At 33.5% G+C, this 18539-nt stretch carries 16 protein-coding genes; 8 read left to right on the forward strand and 8 right to left on the reverse strand.

The window, feature by feature from the left end:
• Nucleotides 1-46 precede the first annotated feature (46 nt).
• Nucleotides 47-877: a universal stress protein gene (locus tag ACP7AV_RS10710; protein WP_426091941.1), complete on the reverse strand. Its 831-nt coding sequence runs from the start codon at nt 875-877 to the stop codon at nt 47-49.
• 174 nt (nt 878-1051) lie between these two features.
• Between ACP7AV_RS10710 and mnmE the strand changes: the two genes are divergently transcribed.
• The 8 genes from mnmE to ACP7AV_RS10750 all read left to right on the forward strand — a co-directional run bounded on the left by mnmE (nt 1052) and on the right by ACP7AV_RS10750 (nt 8652).
• On the forward strand, nt 1052-2440 hold the full coding sequence (mnmE, locus tag ACP7AV_RS10715; RefSeq protein ID WP_426091942.1) for a tRNA uridine-5-carboxymethylaminomethyl(34) synthesis GTPase MnmE: 1389 nt from the start codon (nt 1052-1054) through the stop codon (nt 2438-2440).
• 392 nt (nt 2441-2832) lie between these two features.
• Nucleotides 2833-3255 (forward strand): helix-turn-helix domain-containing protein, encoded by a 423-nt coding sequence (locus tag ACP7AV_RS10720; protein ID WP_426091943.1) that lies wholly within the window; start codon nt 2833-2835, stop codon nt 3253-3255.
• A 12-nt stretch (nt 3256-3267) separates the two neighbouring features.
• The gene (locus tag ACP7AV_RS10725; protein WP_426091944.1) at nt 3268-4404 is read left to right on the forward strand and encodes a tyrosine-type recombinase/integrase; all 1137 of its coding nucleotides are present in this window, start codon (nt 3268-3270) and stop codon (nt 4402-4404) included.
• Nucleotides 4394-5308 carry a hypothetical protein gene (locus ACP7AV_RS10730; RefSeq protein WP_426091945.1) on the forward strand — a complete coding sequence of 305 codons (915 nt, stop codon included), beginning with the start codon at nt 4394-4396 and terminating at the stop codon, nt 5306-5308. Before ACP7AV_RS10725 ends, ACP7AV_RS10730 begins: the two co-directional genes overlap by 11 nt.
• Nucleotides 5309-5535: 227 nt before the next feature.
• Nucleotides 5536-5865 carry a helix-turn-helix domain-containing protein gene (locus tag ACP7AV_RS10735; RefSeq protein ID WP_426091946.1) on the forward strand — a complete coding sequence of 110 codons (330 nt, stop codon included), beginning with the start codon at nt 5536-5538 and terminating at the stop codon, nt 5863-5865.
• Nucleotides 5866-5894: 29 nt separating this feature from the next.
• Nucleotides 5895-6332, forward strand: a complete 438-nt coding sequence (locus ACP7AV_RS10740; protein WP_426091947.1) for a hypothetical protein — start codon at nt 5895-5897, stop codon at nt 6330-6332.
• Nucleotides 6313-7608: a DUF3987 domain-containing protein gene (locus ACP7AV_RS10745; protein ID WP_426091948.1), complete on the forward strand. Its 1296-nt coding sequence runs from the start codon at nt 6313-6315 to the stop codon at nt 7606-7608. The genes ACP7AV_RS10740 and ACP7AV_RS10745 overlap by 20 nt, the downstream gene beginning before the upstream one ends.
• A 99-nt stretch (nt 7609-7707) precedes the next feature.
• Nucleotides 7708-8652: a DUF6371 domain-containing protein gene (locus ACP7AV_RS10750; protein ID WP_426091949.1), complete on the forward strand. Its 945-nt coding sequence runs from the start codon at nt 7708-7710 to the stop codon at nt 8650-8652.
• Here ACP7AV_RS10750 and ACP7AV_RS10755 read toward each other — a convergent pair.
• From ACP7AV_RS10755 to ACP7AV_RS10785, 7 genes are all read right to left on the reverse strand, one after another.
• Nucleotides 8623-8820, reverse strand: a complete 198-nt coding sequence (locus tag ACP7AV_RS10755; RefSeq protein WP_426091950.1) for a hypothetical protein — start codon at nt 8818-8820, stop codon at nt 8623-8625. The two genes, ACP7AV_RS10750 and ACP7AV_RS10755, sit on opposite strands and share 30 nt — an antisense overlap.
• Nucleotides 8821-8995: 175 nt before the next feature.
• Nucleotides 8996-10990, reverse strand: coding sequence for a hypothetical protein (locus ACP7AV_RS10760; RefSeq protein WP_426091951.1), 1995 nt, complete (start codon nt 10988-10990; stop codon nt 8996-8998).
• A 79-nt stretch (nt 10991-11069) separates the two neighbouring features.
• On the reverse strand, nt 11070-13949 hold the full coding sequence (locus tag ACP7AV_RS10765) for a type I restriction endonuclease subunit R (protein ID WP_426091952.1): 2880 nt from the start codon (nt 13947-13949) through the stop codon (nt 11070-11072).
• A gap of 2 nt (nt 13950-13951) precedes the next feature.
• On the reverse strand, nt 13952-14521 hold the full coding sequence (locus ACP7AV_RS10770; protein ID WP_426091953.1) for a hypothetical protein: 570 nt from the start codon (nt 14519-14521) through the stop codon (nt 13952-13954).
• A 12-nt stretch (nt 14522-14533) separates the two neighbouring features.
• A complete protein-coding gene (locus ACP7AV_RS10775; protein ID WP_426091954.1) occupies nt 14534-15715 on the reverse strand; it encodes a restriction endonuclease subunit S in 1182 nt (393 codons plus the stop codon).
• A complete protein-coding gene (locus ACP7AV_RS10780) occupies nt 15715-17277 on the reverse strand; it encodes a type I restriction-modification system subunit M (protein WP_426091955.1) in 1563 nt (520 codons plus the stop codon). Before ACP7AV_RS10780 ends, ACP7AV_RS10775 begins: the two co-directional genes overlap by 1 nt.
• A 219-nt stretch (nt 17278-17496) precedes the next feature.
• Nucleotides 17497-18537, reverse strand: coding sequence for a hypothetical protein (locus tag ACP7AV_RS10785; protein ID WP_426091956.1), 1041 nt, complete (start codon nt 18535-18537; stop codon nt 17497-17499).
• Nucleotides 18538-18539 lie beyond the last annotated feature (2 nt).

The raw sequence follows: 18539 nt of genomic DNA on the forward strand, positions 1-18539 counted from the left end.
TAAATTATTAAACTTTATTTTTCAGCGTATTCAGAGTAGAATACTTTCATTCATGAATAGCCAAAATAGGAATATTAATATGAAACGCCAATTTTTTTGAGAGGCTGATTTCAAATAGTTTTTCAAAGAAATTTTTATGATGTACATGCATCGCAATCATATTGATTTTATGTGAATCAATAAAGTTTAAAATAATCCCTTCCACATCATTTCCTGTAACAGAGTGCAACTTAATATTTTGATTATCAATTAATTCTTCCCAATTCCTCATGTTATTATTGTCATCTTCACGGTTTTGGGGTTTTACTCGAAGACAGTCAATATGAGTTTGAAATACCTTGGCCAAAGCCTTAACTTTTAGAAAAGATTGCGTGTCATCCGCTTGGTATTCAGTGATAAAAAGCAAATTTTTTACCGGTTCGTATTTACAACGTTCTGGAATAGCCAAAACAACTGCTTTGACATTGTTCATTATTTTTGTAGCTACTGTTCCTAAAAATGTTTCTTTAAGTCCAGTTGCTCCTTTAGTTCCCATCACAATAAAATCAATAAACTCGTGCTTAGTGATTTTTTGTATTTCTTCAATTAAATTTCCTAAAATCAAAACATGGCTGATTTTTACATGATCCAAATTATTTTCTTCAGCAATTCTTCTTAGAACGGGAACTTCATCTTTATAGTTTTCAAAATTACTTAACTCCGTAACATCATAAATTTCATGTAAATACTCCGAAACATTAATATAATTTGCTTGTGGCAAATGATAAACATGCATTGTTATGATTTCAGCATTAATAGAATCAGCCAATTTTAACGCATAAATGAATGCATTGTTAGAGACATGGGAAAAATCGGTTGGGAATAAAATTTTTTTCATGAGAAGGCAATTAACTATAAATCAATGTTATATAAAATTACAAAACAGAAACGTAAGAGAATATGATAATTATCACTTTGGCAAATTTTTAACAAAAAAAAAAGTTAATGGTTTGCCTCGTACTTATTGATGCGTACTCAATTTTACTTACTTTTGCATAAAATTACATAAATTATGATACCTCACGATTCCATAGTGGCATTGGCCACTCCTTCGGGAGCGGGAGCTATAGCCGTTATTCGGATTTCCGGCCAAGACGCCATTACTATTGGAAATTCTGTTTTTAAATCGATAAAGAATAAAGAATTAACGACACAAAAAACGCATACATTACATCTAGGACATATTATGGATGATTTCAAAACTTTGGATGAAGTTCTAGTGTCCATCTTCAAGGGACCAAACTCCTATACTGGTGAAAATACGATTGAAATTTCATGCCACGGTTCAACTTACATTCAACAGCAAATCATTCAATTATTGCTTCGCAAAGGTTGCCGAATGGCTGATCCAGGTGAATTTACACTCCGAGCTTTCTTAAATGGAAAATTGGATTTATCTCAGGCAGAAGCCGTTGCCGATTTAATTTCTTCCGATAATGAAGCTTCACACCAGATTGCGATGCAACAAATGCGTGGTGGTTTCTCTAATGAAATAGCTAAACTGCGGGAAGAACTCTTGAATTTTGCTTCCCTAATTGAACTTGAGCTCGACTTTGCTGAAGAAGATGTTGAATTTGCCGATAGAACACAATTTCATGAATTACTGAATAGAATTGAGTTTGTACTGAAACGTCTGATTGATTCTTTTGCTGTGGGAAATGTTATCAAAAACGGAATTCCTGTGGCTATTGTGGGTGAACCCAATGTAGGGAAATCGACTCTTTTGAATGCCTTATTGAATGAAGAACGCGCCATTGTTTCAGAAATTGCGGGAACAACGCGTGATACAATTGAGGATGAATTAGTGATTGGTGGAATCGGTTTTAGATTCATAGACACCGCTGGAATTCGGGAAACGGAAGATGTAGTGGAAAGCATCGGGATTCGAAAAACATTCGAAAAAATTGAACAAGCGCAAGTTGTCGTTTTTCTTTTTGACAGTTCGGAGTTTAAAGTTTCAGGTCTAAAGTTAAAAGTGGAACTGGAAAAAATTAAACATCAGTTTCCGTTAAAACCTCTTGTAATCATTGGTAACAAAGCCGACAAATTAAAAGAAATCGAAATTGAAAATTTGAAATCGGAAATTCCAGAAATCTTGCTAATTTCCGCAAAAGAAAAACTGGGAGTTGAGGATTTAAAAAATCGATTACTTGCGTTTGTTAACACGGGTGCTTTGCGCAATAATGAAACAATCGTAACTAATACTAGGCATTACGATTCGCTAATAAAAGCTTTAGAAGAAATCAAAAAAGTAAAATTTGGACTTGAAACTAACTTATCCAGCGATTTGATGGCTCTTGATATTAAAGAAGCACTATATCAATTTGGAATGATTACCGGACAGGTTACTAATGATGAGTTGTTAGGTAATATTTTTGCTAATTTCTGCATCGGAAAATAAATAGGCGATTTTTAACAAAACATCCAAAAACAATACACACTAAAGCCCTTGTAAATCAAGGGTTTTTTATTTTTTTATATTTTTTTATTTTGATTTGGTTTTGCTTATTTTTGCTTTTTTTGTACCGATATTGTACCTCATTAAAGTTATTTATTATCTTTGAATGAAAGTAGACAGATTATGTCCCTTATTTACCCTTAATTCTATTTAATTCATATAATCACTCTTTATTATACTAACTAATGAGCTCCAATTTAAGCGTAAATCGTGTCTGTGAATATTGCAATAATTCATTTATTGCCAAGACAACTCGTACCCGATTTTGCTCAACTATATGCAATGGCAGGAACAACAAAATGCTCGTCCGAAACTTAAAAATTAAGGATAGTAATTTGGAAACTTTATCCAAGGTTAACGAAAAGTCTCTTGTCAAAATTGAAGAAGTAAAGAACAAAGATTTTTTGACCGTGAGAGATGCGTCACAACTATTAAACATGTCGACCAAAACAATCTATCGCTTAATAGAAAGAAAGGAAATCAACTCTTTTAGCTTTTCAGACCGAAAAACACTCATCAGAAGAAAAGATATCGATGCTTATTTTGACAATAATTTGAAACAGATTAAAAGAAGTAAAGAAAGCACCGAGATTGAAATAAACCTTGATAACTCCTATACTATTCAAGAAGCACAGAAAAAATTTAATATATCTAGCGCAGCCTTATATAACCTTATTATTAGGTTCAAAATACCTAAAAAAAAACAGGGTAAATACACCCTTGTAAGAAAAGAAGATATTGATTCCATTTTTAATTAAATAACAAAGAATATGGCAAATGTTACTTTACGAAAAAAAGTATTAGCAAACAACAAGTCAAGTTTGTTCTTGGACTACTTCCCTGCTATCATTAATCCAAAAACTGGAAAAGAATCCAGGAGAGAGTTTTTAGGTCTTAAAGTTTTTGACAAGCCTAAAGACGAAACTGAAAAGGCACACAACAAATCTACATTGGCTTTTGCAGACCTGATACGGGCCAAAAGACTCACACAAGTTAGAGATAAAGAATATGGCTTTAAAGAAAACATTACTTACAATGTCGATTTTATCCAGTTTTACGCCTCTGTGGTCGATGAATACAGTGAGAAAGGAGCAAAATCAAATCACTCTGTTTGGAATGCTTCCTTGAACTACTTTAAAGCTTTTACAGGCGAGACATTACAGTCTCACTTTTTAAATGAAAAGCACGTTACGAGGTACCGGACTTTTTTACTTGAAACACAAAATTTACGTACCAACGCTAAAAAATTATCAGTCAACACTGCTTCTTCCTATTACAAAAACTTCATATTAGTGCTTAAAAAGGCTCATAAGAGTAAAATTATTGAACATAATCTTGCCGATGGTGCTGAATTTATAAAGGAAGAAGAAACGTATCGAGAATACTTATCAGAAAAAGAGTTGGAGCTTTTATGGAATACTAACTGCAGTTTTCCAAGACTAAAACATATGGCTTTTGTTTCAGCCTTAACAGGTTTACGGTTCGTTGACATACAAACCCTCCCCTTTTGTAATATTTATTCTGATATCCATCAAAGGGGGTATATAAAAGTACGAGAAAAAAAAACGGGAAACTTGTATAATCATCCAGTCTCAGAAAGTGTTCTAAGTATTATAAACTTACAGGCAAAAGAGAGTGAACTTGTTTTTGGAGAGCTCAAGTACTCCGAAATTACACGACCACTAAAAAAATGGCTTAGTGATTCTGGCATAACAAAGAAAATTTCATTTCATAACTTTAGACACACCTACGCCACCTTGCAATTAGCGAATGGAACAGACATCTATACTGTTTCAAAGCTTCTAGGCCATAAAAACGTTTCAACCACACAGATTTACACTAAAGTAATGGACAAAAATAAAATAATTGCCGCTAACCGAATAAACTTGAAACTCGATGGACTATAAAAGTACCTATGACAATTCCTATCACAAAACGTATAATGAAGTTCAAAATAACGTTGAAGAAACTTTAATTAGATTCAAAACTGAAACTAGGACATTCAATTTTGCTTTAAATGCAATAATCAAAAATAATCAAGAACTTATTAATATAAGTGATATTACATCCAATAAAAGTTTGTCACTTTTAGAGGTAACATATAAAAAATCACTAAGTTGTTACAGCGAAAATGCTATTGAACTAACTCTAAAAAACGATGTTTTTCCCGAGTATTTAAAGTTAAATGAAGATGAATTACCACCAAATTATTCATTTCAAAGCTTTGTGTTTGATTTAGCGTCTTTACATGCATTAAAAGAAATAAGTCGATTGTTTAATTATCACTCTAAATTATTTGAGAAGATGTTTGAACTGAATGATTTTACTGATTTTGTAATTACAACTTATGGAAATCTAGCTTTAGAAGATACTCCGACATTCAAAAAATTGTATCCACAGGAAAATCAAATTCAATCTGCGGAAACTATTCTTTTCAATTTAAATAACGAAAGTAAAATTGAAACCAAAAATAAAATGGATAAAGCCAAAGAAATACTACTATTTAATATTAGTAAGTTTTCAGAAGATGAAAAAATATTTCTTTTACATGCATATTACAATTCACCAATAAAAATCTCTTTACCTGAATACTCAAAACTAATGTTAATTACAAACAATATAACCGACTTATCCATTTTTACACTAGGATCGAATAACAACAGATTTTATGATAAAATATATAAAGGGGTTGACTACTATGGTGTTTCAGAAAAAAGAGTTTTTATTAATGCAATAATAATAAAACTTGAACCTTTCGGATTAAGTAATATCAATAAAATTATAAACTTAATAAAAAGTAAAATCAACTGAAAAACGAAATAAATCGCAGTAAAACAAATAACAGCTAAATATAAATAGCTGTTTTTTTTTAGCTTTAAATAAAAATAAAAAACATAAAACGCAGTATTACAGATATATAAAAATACTATATCAATACTATATCAATACTATATCAATACTATATCAATACTATAGAGCATACTATTTTCATAGTTACACCAATAAATTTGGGTCATAATAAAAAAACTGTAAAAATTATGAAAAATTTCAACGTTCTATTTGAAGAACTAATTAAAGTAATCTCAGAAAGAGTTTCTGAAAACATTATCAAGAATATAAATACTCCAACCCCACAGGAGGATATTATTTTCTTAAACATAGATGAAACTGCAAAACTCATCAACTTGGCTAAAGCAACTGTTTATGGCCTCGTACATCACAACAAAATTCCATATCACAAGAAAGCAAAACGACTTTATTTCCTAAAATCTGAAGTATTAGATTGGGTTATAAGCGGCAAACAAAACTCAAAATCTGAAATTGAAATCAAAGCCAACGAGTATTTATCTAAAAACCGACTGCTTTAATCGTCAATCTAACGTAATAATAACGAACAATGGAAAATTATTTATATGTATGTCAGTACTGTAGCAAAGATTACAAGCCTAGTAGACGACTAAAACAAAAATATTGTAGCAACAGTTGTAGGACTAGAGCTTTTGTAATTAGAAAGATTACAGGATTAAACGTACCCTCTACAGAAAGTAAAAATACAGAAGAAAAAAAATCTGAAACGATGAGTTGGGCAGGAGTTGGAAATGCTGCTGCTGGGACTCTCGCGGTAAATGCTTTAACAAACATTTTTACAAAAGAAGAAAATAAGCCCGCAACTAAAAAGGATATTAAAGAAGTTAAGCAGCTTTTAATGACTCAGCATCATCCCATAAAAAATTTGCCGGATAGATTTGATGGCGCTAGGCCTTTTTACGATCTGCAAACGAAAAGTCTTGTTTATCTAATTAAACCAATAAGTCATGGAGCTAAAAAATATTAACGATATCAAAAACAGTATTGATAATACTGTTCTTACAAACAAAGAAATTGCTAAAAATCAGTTAGAGCAAATAATTGCATCGATGCCCTCCCCCATTAAAAACATTATTAATGATGCGTTTAAGCACAAACGAATTCCAAAGGAGTACTTGTTTAGTTCCATATTATTTGCCTACAGCAATGCAGCTGGTTTAGCTTTTTCGATTGATGCGATGGGCTACAGCAATTATTCAAACTTGTATTTTGCAATTGTAGGCAGTCGAGGTGACATTAAGTCTCCTGCCATGGATTTAGCCACCCAGCCTTTACACGACTACGACAACACCAATTACAATGAATATAAAAATAACAAAATTGACGACCCCAGTTATGAAACAATAAGAAAACAATTGTTTTTACAAGATGCTACTATAGAGTCAGCTCAGTATGTTCATTATAAAAATCAATACTCTATTGGGATTTTCATAGATGAGCTCTATAATTTGGTACAAAAAATGGCCAACAAAAATAGTAATGAGGGGTCAGCTTGGCGCACCTTTTTTTTACAGGGAAACACAAATAAACATATTGACATTTCTAGGAAGACAACTGATAGCTATAGAATAGATAAGTCCTATCCAACCTTAATGGGATCAATTCAAACCCAGTTTATTCCTAAATTATTTGCTGATGGTAATCTGGAAAGTGGTTTGATAGATCGTTTTCTATTTACCTATAAATTGACTAGTAATGACAAGCTGTCGACTATTAAGATAGCTGACGCAACACTAAAGAGATACTCTTCTTCCCTTCTCAAATTGTTAAACTATCGTATTGATATTGAAACCGCTTATGAAATGGATTGCTTAACATTAAGCCTCGATAGCGACGCGCAAAATAGAATGTTTGACTACTCACAAGATTTAATAAACAAGCAAAGCAAGCTAATGGATTACAGTCGTGAATACATGGCTAAAATGCTCATCAATATTCATAAGCTGGTCCTTCTTGTTCATTTAATAGAAAATGCCGACACCGATGATTTTAGAAAGCCAATTACAGTCGAAACATTAGAAACTGCAATACTCGTCAATGAGTTTTACTTCACTAATTTTAAAATCATACTTGAAGAAAATATTTCTAAAACTGAGACAGAAGTTACTATTGATGAAATTATCAAAGTTGCTATAAAAAATAATGCTACACAAAAAGATGTTGTTGCAATTACAGGAAAAGACAAGGCAACCATCTCAAGACACTGGAATAAAGTAATTAACGCAATGCAACCTGCAACTTAACAATACTGTAAAAATAGCTATAAACAACACATTTACATTGTTTTACACTAGATTAAATCAAAATATAAAGTTGCAAGTTGCGTCAATAAATTAAAATAAATGGCCTTACATAAAGTAATTATAGAATATCAGTACAATAAAAAAAGAGACCTAAATCTAACTACTCCTTGTTGCAGTAAAAGCAACAAAGATGGTAAATTCAGCACTTTTATTGACCTACCAGAAATATATGGCTATTGTCACTCTTGTGGCAAAACGAGCTTGCCTCCTACTCTTTATAAGGATGAAAACGGAAATGAATTTATTTGGAATGACGTTCAAAGTAAATATGAGCCCATTACAAGTATTTTACAAAGCTATTCCCATTCCGTTGTACAACAACAAAAAGACATTGCAAAGGACATAAAGTACATTCCAGAAAGTACTATTTGGGAGTGCTTCCACATTATTCCTGAAAACAACCTATTACAATATCTCCGCAAAAAATATTGCAATGAAAAAGTGAATGATGCCAAGGAAATTTACGCTTTAGGCACAAGTAAAGATGGGGGAACTATTTTCTGGGAGATCAATACGGACTTACAAGTGCAAAAAGCAAAAATATCCTATTACAATGAAAACGGAAAAAGGAACAATCAATTTAAAGTACCCTATAAAAATGAAGAAGGCTATTACTCTTGCCTTTTTGGTGAGCACCTCTTGTATGACAATCTAAAAGGAAAAAAGACAGTTATTCTTGTCGAGAGCCAGAAAACTGCCATTGTTGGGTATATAAATCTTCCTGAATATATTTGGATTTCCTACGGTGGAATCAATGGACTTACTAAAAACAAACTTCTCCCACTAATTGGTCACACTGTCCTTATTATTCCGGATATGAGCGAAAATGCAGTGAATATTATTTACGGTAAAATACCATCATTAATTGCAATGGGCATTAATGCAAGGGTATGGGATATGACCGAAGGTAAAACAGATGAAGAACTAAAAACAGAGGGTCTCTATAATAATGATTTAGAGGATATTTTTAAGGCCTTTACTTAAATTGACTTTGTTTTTTAAGCCCTTGTTGTATAAAAATTTGTTCAGATTGGTTAACCATCCATATCCTCGAGGTGCTTTTAACCCTAATTCATTTTTCACGATTCTTTTTTCCGAAGTTCCTGCCGCAATTCTTTTGGCGATGGATGGTATTCTATATATAAATTTCATAGGATCGTTTTTAGGAATTAATAGTTTAATTTATTTAATCATTTTATTTTGTTTGTGGGCACGGATTTTACATCCGCGTTAACCGTTGTGGGACATATCCGCGCCATCGGGGTATTTGTAAATAAGGAGAAATTAAAATAATTCTTTTTTTACTTCACGATTTTTACGATATGTATTATTGATTTAGCCCGTTTTCAACAAATTGAATAAATTCATCAAAGCCATCTCCATTATCACTAAATTTTTTTTCGATTTTTTCTAATAAACCTTTATTATTACTAAACTCCTTTTTTAAAATTTCTTTTAGTGATTTAGCTTTTACATCCTTAGGTGATTCTAATTTAAAATTAGTTAGTAAAGCTAATTCATCCTTTTGAGAAAGAAAAGGCTCATATAGCTTGTGATACGCTTTTCCAACTGCTCCTGAGAACAGGACCATTTTCGGATCAGTCTTCTCGTTACTTTTAAGGATATGATTCCTTGAAATACCTGGATAAGGATCAATGTAATATATTGTACGTACCCCTAATTGATAGGCTTTTTTTGCACATAATTCACAAGGGCTAGCAGTAGTAAAAAGGAATCCATCTCTTAAGCCTTGCCCACCACTTTTTGATATTTGCATCATAGCATTTTCTTCTGCATGTAGCGATCGAGTATGAACCTGATTTTTTTCTCCTGAGAATGCATTATAGGCTGTTTTAAAGCAATAAGGACAATTTCTACCACCTAATTCTGATTCAGGTAAAGTTGTTTCGTTAAAATTCGCCTTAACAAACTGATTAAATTTTTTGGATTCATTATCCAGTAAATTGTCTGCTTGATCTGTATTAATTTGTTCTGTCTCCTTAAGCCCTTCTCCTAATTCAAACTTTGTAAAACCAAAACTTTTATCGGAGGAAATATCCTTAACGTTTCTAACCGAACAAGGAATTGCTCCTTTCGGTACGTCATTCCATCCTATGGCTTTAGTTGAATATTCATTGTCAGTTACAACAGCACCAACTTGTCTTGAAATACAACCTGAATTTAATTTAGCGGTATAAGCTATTTGCATAACTCGCTCAGTAGGGTCAGGCGTAATAATGCCAGGTTGCTGAATTAACGCTTGTAACTTCATTAGTTGCTCATCTTTTGAAAAGAAACAAGAATTATATAATTGACTGTCCTCTTTCGAACTTAAAACAGACTGGAATATATTATTATTTACATGATAATCAGAAATTTGTATACAATTTTGAACATCGGGTGTATAAAATATTCCCCTTTGATAATCGGTAGATTTGTATTCATCCTCATCAATCTCTAATAATCGGTCAACAATTTGTATTTCACTTTTTTGATGTAGCTCAATTAATCTGTTTTTTCGTGCATCATTTTTAACAGCAATTAGGTAAAAGGCGGAAAATCTTTCTTTAAAAAAATTAATTTCTAATGAATTTCTTAATGAATCAATTACAATTTGACATTGTTCATTTTTAACTTCTTGTTTTGTAGCTTTAATTATTCTATTTATAACATTAGCAATAGTATAAATGTGTTGGGGATCAGAATTTTTTGTACTAAATGGTCCGCCAGATTTTCTAAAATTATTTGCAGTGTGGTGAAGCAACATTATACGCTCAATTTCACCTTCTTTTTTTAGATATTCATTAACATCGTCTGCTAGTTTATTAAATTCACTTCCCCAGAAAACCTCATTCAATAAATTTAACTTCTTTTTGGTTCTAACTTTTGTCAAATCTCCAATTTCAATTATTTTTTCAATTAATGTTTTATTTGCCAAAACTAGACTTTTGATTTTTAATTTGACAGCATTTATTTTTTCATCAGAAGTTTCAGTAGCTAGTTTGTATCTGTAGTAATCGAATAAAAGCGTGTTTTTTGGAGTTCTATATAATTTAGGTAGTAAAAGCAAAAATAAAACTTTTTTATACTCAATTACATTATATTGCTTCCAGTTTTGCTCAGTATAATTATATACAATCTGATATTTTCTTTGAAAAATTGTAGTTCCTAAACTAATTGGATTCCTAATTAATTTATTTTCATTAAAAGGTTTTGATAAAAGGTTTGCTAAATCAGAACAACCGCTTCCTGTCCTACCGGTTAATCCTATAATAGTAAAATTTTTTCTTAACGAATATAATTGATCAAGTTTTGTACTCATTTTTTTATTTTATATTTAAGACGTTTCTATTAAAACCTGCTGCAAAAAATGCTTGTTTTTCTTTCATAAATTTACTTCCCTAAGCCACTATCCCCTTCACAAAAACCTCCACAAACTCCTTCATTTTTGTAATAATCCTATCACCAATTACTCTGGCCTGTAAGATGCTAGGTCTATTATCTAAACACTGAAAAACCTCATCTTTTATGGGTTCACGACCACTGTAGATGTAGGCATCGATTAAAGATTTGAATTGCGCTTTGTCGAGATGCTCGTCTTCGCACAGTTTGCCCAATGCGAGTACTTTTTGGTCTTGCCAGAATTTTTCAAATTCGTCTTCAATGTTGTCGCCGTCTTTGATGCGTGGCATATTCTCATCAATGAATTTCTGAATCAGTTCCCGTTTGCTTCTTAACTGAATATCACCTCCCAATAAATCAATAATGGCTTTTCTTTGTACAACTGCCGCCGATTGAGTTTTTGTTCCTTTCAATTGGGCTAACAATTTCAGGATATATGCCACGTTAATTTGGTCTCTGTGGATTAACTCCAGTTCAAAATCAATGTCATCGAGAATCGAAGTTTTTTGTTTTTCGGTATCTCGTTTGACCTTTTCGTACAAGTCTAAGTACTTGCTTTTGTAGTCTTCGAATTCCTGCTCTGCAATTGTTAAGTCCTCCCAATCAAAATCGGTGTAGGATTGCAATACGTTCATCGCCCGCATTAACTTTCGGAACGCCTGTACAAACTGCGCTTCATCCTCCTCGCTTTCCAAATCATTGACGCTTTGATAGGTGGGTGTTATTTCCCGCAAGAGTTTCAATGCTTCGTCAAACTTCTCCGCAATGGCTTCGTAATCGGGCATAGTAACAACTTCAATGGCTTCTTTATTCGAAAACAAAGTAATGGCCTCATCGGTGGCTTTTTTGAGGTTTCTAAAGGACAATATGTTCCCTTGCGACTTCTGTTCTCCCAATATCCGATTGGTTCTCGAAAAAGCTTGAATCAAGCCGTGTTGCTTCAAATTCTTATCCACATAAAGCGTATTTACTTTTTTGGCATCAAAGCCCGTAAGCATCATATTTACAACGATAACAATGTCTAAACGGTCTTTCTCATCGTTGAAGTTTTCCTTTTCACGGTCTTTCAATCGCTTGCTTATGTTCTGGGCATATTTTTGAAAAGATTCGCTGTCCTTGGTCGAATAGCTAGAGCCATACATCGTATTGTAATCGGCCATATAGCCTTCAAGTTTGTCTCGGGTATGTTTAGATTTATAGATTGTTTGTGGTTCGGCAGCGAAATCAAATTCATCATAATCTTCAGGAAGAAAATCCCGTGCTTCGTCTGAATCTTCGTTTGTGCCGTAAGTAAAAATAGTGGCAATACGCAAATCGTGTTCTCCTGCTGCTTTCTTTTGCTGAAAAAGGTCGTAATATTGAATCACATTATCGATACTGCTTACCGCCAGCAGCGCGGAGTAATCCCTGCTAAACGTTTTTTGATTGTGATAAGCAATAATGTAATCGACAATTTTGTTAATTCTCTTTTCCGAGTTCAACACTTCTTGCTTGTCAATGTCTTCTACTTCGATGTCGATAAAAGCTTTGCTCTTGTTTTTGTATTTCCCCACATATTCGATCCCAAAACGCAATACGTTTTCATCCCGAATGGCATCTGTAATCACGTATTTATGCAGGCAGTTGCCAAATAAATCTTTGGTAGTGCGTTTCCCTAAATCATTCTTGGAAGCGTTGTCTGCAAAGATGGGTGTTCCCGTGAAACCGATTAACTGGCTTTTATCAAAAAATTTGGTAATCCTGTCGTGCGTTTCGCCAAACTGGGAACGGTGGCATTCATCAAATATAAATACGATTTTCTTGTGTCGTAACGCTTCAATTTTACCTGCAAAACGTTCGGAAACGGCATTGTTTAATTTTTGAATAGTCGTTAAAACCAACTTCGTGTTATCCGTTAATTGTCGTACCAACGATTGGGTATTATCCGTGACATCGACACTGTCTTTTTTGAAAGCATTGAACTCGGTCATCGTTTGGTAATCCAAATCTTTTCTGTCGACTACAAAAACTACTTTGTACACCTCTGGCAATTCCATCACGATTTGGCTTGCCTTGAAAGAAGTTAGGGTTTTACCCGAACCTGTCGTGTGCCAAATATAGGCGTTGTCGCTAGCATTTTTAACTTGATGAATAATCGCTTCTGTAGCGAAATATTGATACGGACGCAACACCATCATCACTTTATGGGTTTCGTTAATCACGATATAATGCGCCACCATTTTGCCTAAATGATTGGGGTTTAGGAAAGCTGCTGCAAACTCGGTTAACTCGGTGATGTTTTTATTTTTATCATCTGCCCAAAAGAAGGTTTGCTTGACCGATTGCAATTTGTTATTTGCCAAATATTTGGTATTGACTCCATTACTTATCACAAACAATTGCACGTAGTGAAACAAACCATGATTGCTCCAAAACGAATGCATTTGGTAGCGATTGATTTGATTGAAAGCTTCTTTTATTTCGATACCCGAACGTTTCAATTCTATTTGCACCAATGGCAAACCATTGACCAAAAGCGTGACATCAAAACGGTTCTTGTAGCTTCCTTCCAGACTAATTTGATTGGTAACTTGAAACAGATTTTTGCTATTATCTTCCGCATTAAAAAAACGAACATAAAATGAAGTGCCATCTTCCTTGGTTAATTGAAAGCGGTCACGTAGCGTTTTGGCTTTTTCAAAAACATTGCCTTTGGCTAAATGATTGATAATAGCATCAAACTCTTTGGCAGTAAAAGTGCTTTCGTTAAAAACTTCTAATTGGCTTTTTAAGTTGCAAACCAAAGCAGTACCATCCTGAATTAGTACAGACCCATAATCTAAACCACGCAATTGCCTGATTAAGTTCTTTTCTAATATCGCTTCAGATTGATGCCCCATTTTTATCTTCTATCAAATAATAATAATTCCAACTCTGCTAAGCTGTGTTTGGCAAAAGATACATTATTCAGTATTAAATCTCTGGCACTGTTAATCACTTCTAAATAATGCTTTTCATCATTAAATTGTGTCCACGGCTTTAGTGCAATTGGTTTGATTCCTAATTGTCTTGTATGCCCTATTAATTTGCTTTGAATAATTCTATCTATTGGAAAATGAGGCGGTTCCTGAATATGCCCTAGCGACCACATGTACTTTAGGTATAGATTTAATATTTTTTGAGCGATGCCAAAGTTGATTTTCCCTTCTTGAAAGATTTCTGAAAAATTAGAACTGTACTCACTGATACCTTTTATGTTTTCAACGTGCTGCTCATCGCTTACCTTTCCAGTTTTGTAGCTGTCTATAACGACATTCTCAATAAACCCTCTAGTCATGGTTTTAAAATAACCTCTTTGCTCTTCAGAAGCTGTTTTATTGTAAATGTTTGCCCTTTGGAAAGCAGCTCCAAAAGTTAGCATCCAAATCTCATTTTGAATAAAACTGTGCTGTGATTCTTTTAATAATTCCATAGTTAGAGGTTTTTATACAAATAGTTGCTGCAATAAACCTTTTTTAAAGCTTTGCGTTTGATTGAGTTGTTGGCTGGTACTTTCTATTTTAGCATCAATACTTGATAAAAAGTTGGCGATTTTTTGTTGTTCTTCAAGGCAAGGAAATGAAATTAAATATGATGAGTATTGTGGTGCTGTTAATTGAGGCACTCCAGTACTTTCGGGATATATATTAATAAGATTTAAAGCATATTGTGAAAACAAAACATCTATGTTTTTTTTAGGCTTCAAAATTAATAAACGAACAATTGGATAAAATTTTTCAAATCTAGCATTTGCTATACCTAATGCTCCTCTCCCAGTAACTGTTATACAATTATAATCAATTTTATACAAATCAGAATAACCATATAATCCTTTTGCTTTTTCAGAATTTGCGTATATAGGATATTTAAATTTTTCGGTTTTTATTTTGCTTGAATTTTCTAAATTTACATCCCCGCCCGCTTTGATTTGAAAATAATCACTAATTCTCTTCTCTTCCCAATCCGCATAATCATCTCCATTCTCATCTTTAAACCTCAATTTACCTGAGAACAATTTTTGCATTACGCCTTTTTTGTATTGTTCTAACAATTCCTTTTTACGGAAAAGTTGATGTATTTTTTCATCAACCGCACTTAAAAAAGAAGCTATTTTTTGTTGCTCGGGTAAGGTTGGGATGTTTAGCGTTATTTTATAAAAATCACCATGATTTAAATCTGGAATTGTTGATGCTCCAGCTAATTTTAGAATAGTATGTTGAGTTTTATGAGAAGTTAAGAAAAAATATAAAAACCATTTATCACAAGTTTCATCATATTTAATCTTAAAAAAATTATTGTGAAAGGCCCCATGAACGCCAGTTACAACTTGACCAGTATTACCTGTTCGAGTCATTAATATGTCATCTTCATAACAAATCACAGAAGCAGATGGGTTTTTAATGAAAAAACTTTTTGCCGAATCTTTTCTTAAAAATTCATTGGTAATATAAAAATAATTATCAGCCGATTTTTCATAGAATCTTTCTGAAATTGGAATTTGGAGTCCTTGATTTATTTTAGTAAAATCTCTCATTGACTTATTTTTCCACTCCCCCTCAAACTCCTGAAACCTCAATTGTGGCACCAACGTTTTTTTCTTTTCAATTTGTAAAGTTGCTGTACTCATTAAAATGGGGTTTCAATTCCTAATTCCATACAAAACTCAGCAATGGTAGCATCGGTATTTTCGCCTTGAGTGGCCAAAACTCTTAATTGGGTAGTTATAGCAATTAAATCTACCGCGTCTTCTTCTTCAAACGTATCTACATAACGGGGAATGTTTAGGTTGTAATCATTGGTAACAACTTCGCTCAAAGGAGCAAGGTGGCTGTATTTTTCTTCTTCGGTTCTGTTTTCGTAGGTGCTTATAATTTTATCAATATCCTCGGTACGCAACACGTTTTGGGTTTTCACCTTTTCGTAGTGCTGGCTGGCATCTATAAACAAAATATTTTGTGTATTAGTTCGTTTTTTCTTCAGTACCAAAATACATGTCGGGATACTCGTTCCGTAAAAAATATTGGCTGGCAAACCGATTACGGCATCCAAGTAATTCTTTTCCATTATCAAATATTCCCGTATGTGTCCTTCTGCACCGCCACGAAACAAAACGCCATGAGGGAGAACGATTGCCATAGTTCCGTTATCGGCAAGCTGGTGTACCATGTGTTGCACAAAGGCAAAATCGGCTTTGCTACTTGGTGCGAGTCTCCCATAAGCCGAGAAACGGTCATCGCTCATAAACAAGGGACTGGCACTCCAATTTGCAGAAAAAGGAGGGTTAGCAACAATGGCTTCAAAACGCATATCAAAATGCTGTGGGCGTTCCAGAGTATCTTCGTTTTTTATATCAAATCGCTTGTAATGCACATCGTGCATAATCATGTTCATGCGGCATAAGTTGTAAGTCGTAGGGTTCATCTCCTGCCCGTAAAAAGCACTCACGTCTTTTACTTCTTTGGCTACACGCAACAATAACGAACCAGAACCACATGTTGGGTCATAAACGCTCTTGAGTTTGTCTTTGCCCACCGTTACCAGTTGTGCCAAAATGCTACTTACTTGTTGTGGGGTGTAAAATTCTCCCGCTTTTTTGCCTGCTCCACTGGCAAACTGTCCTATTAAATATTCATAGGCATCACCCAAAACGTCACTATCGGTATTTTCTAAATCAAAATCAATTTCATCTAAATGCACCAAGACTTTTACGATGAGTTCGTTTTTGTCGGCTTCGGATTTCCCTAGTTTATGAGAAGTTAAATCAAGGTCGGAAAACAGATTACCAAAATCTTCTTCGCTTTCAGAACCCATTGTGCTTTGCTCAATGTGCGTCAATACTTTGGCTAAATCCCCAAGAATGAAATTATTTTTTCCGCCTGCGTTTCCTCTTCGTGCTAATTCCGAAAACAAATCACAAGGTTCCAAGAAAAATCCCAATTTATCAATGGCGAGTTGTTTTATTTCCTGCATCAATAGTGCTTTGTCAGGATGTCCTTCTATTTGTTGAAAAGTTAAACCGTCTGGTTTTAGTATGGTGTTGGCATACAAATCCATTTTAGTACTCAGGTACTTGTAGAAAATAAAACCTAATATATAATCCCTGAAATCATCAGCATCCATTTTCCCACGTAGGGTATTTGCGATGTTCCAAAGTTGTTGTTCTAATTTTTGTTTTTGTTCTGCTGCCATTAGGGTTTTAAAATTGTATTGTGTTTTGAAGGTTTAAAAGTAGGAATTATCTTTTTAGCAAAGGTCTCCTTTTGATAATAAGTTTAGGAATGATATTAATTGTGATGATAGGGAAATATGAACTTTAAAATATAAAACCCTTTCAGACCTTAGATTCGTGAAAGGGTTGTTAGTTATTCTCCTAAGTTTATAAATTTTGAATTTTTTTGTAAGTCTAATTTAATCTGTAGAAACAGAATTTCCAGTATTCTCTAACGTTGTTTTGTCGATAATTCCTTGACCTGTAGGCGGAGCTGGAGGAGTTTGACCGCTTAAATTTATTTGTTTTCCTGATGCTGGAAGAGTTTTTAAAAATATATTTAAAAGTGTATTTATTTGTGAGGTAGGTAAGGCATTACGGTCAAGTTGTAAACGACTAAAATTATTTTCAATACCACTAAATGACTGAAAATTAACAGAAGATAGCATAGGATTAGTGCTGATGTAAATGTCTGGCGAATACGACAGTGATGGGAGTGAAACAGATGTTAATGCGTTGTTATTTCTAATTCCCATATCATAGCCATAAATTCCAATTAATTTAGGAAAAGAGAGAGTGCTTAAGTTTTTATTACTATAAATTTCAAAATCATTGTACGTATATTCAAGATTATTTAAATTTATTGTTGACAAACTAATATTGTCAGTGATGACCAAATTTATTAAACTTGTAATAGCACTTAAATCCAATGTTGTCATTCCAGTAGTTCTTAATATATATATATTCTCCGTATCAGTCCCTGCTTCCACTGCAATTTGCGCAGCCGCTTGAGCATTAGTAATATTTCCCGTAAGCAGTATTGAAGTTTTCCCCTTTTTTATATTGTTTCCAGCACTATTTGCATACAAAGCATACGGCACACTTAATAATTGGGTAGTTCCCATTGCTACAAAGCCGCTGCCTATATTGAGTTCAATACCCATATAATAGTTGCCAATACCCCAATTAACACCAGCAAAAGTTCCCGTTGCGGGAGTTCCTTGTCCTATTACTAAATTGACAGCACCCAAATCATCGGTTGGAACATAATGGGTCTCAGAGTAAACAGGAACAGCTGTTGGGGAATTTTGCATAATATTAAACTTGAAGTTCACGTTTTGGTTTACAATTAATGCACCAGAGCTGTTACGTACAGTTGCTTGATAATTGAAACCTTGTGGAGCTTGTGCAAATGTTGCTATTGCCGCGATAAATGCTAAATAAGTGTAGAGTTTTTTCATTT

Source organism: Flavobacterium sp. DSR3-2, from assembly GCF_049896525.1.
Lineage (GTDB): Bacteria > Bacteroidota > Bacteroidia > Flavobacteriales > Flavobacteriaceae > Flavobacterium.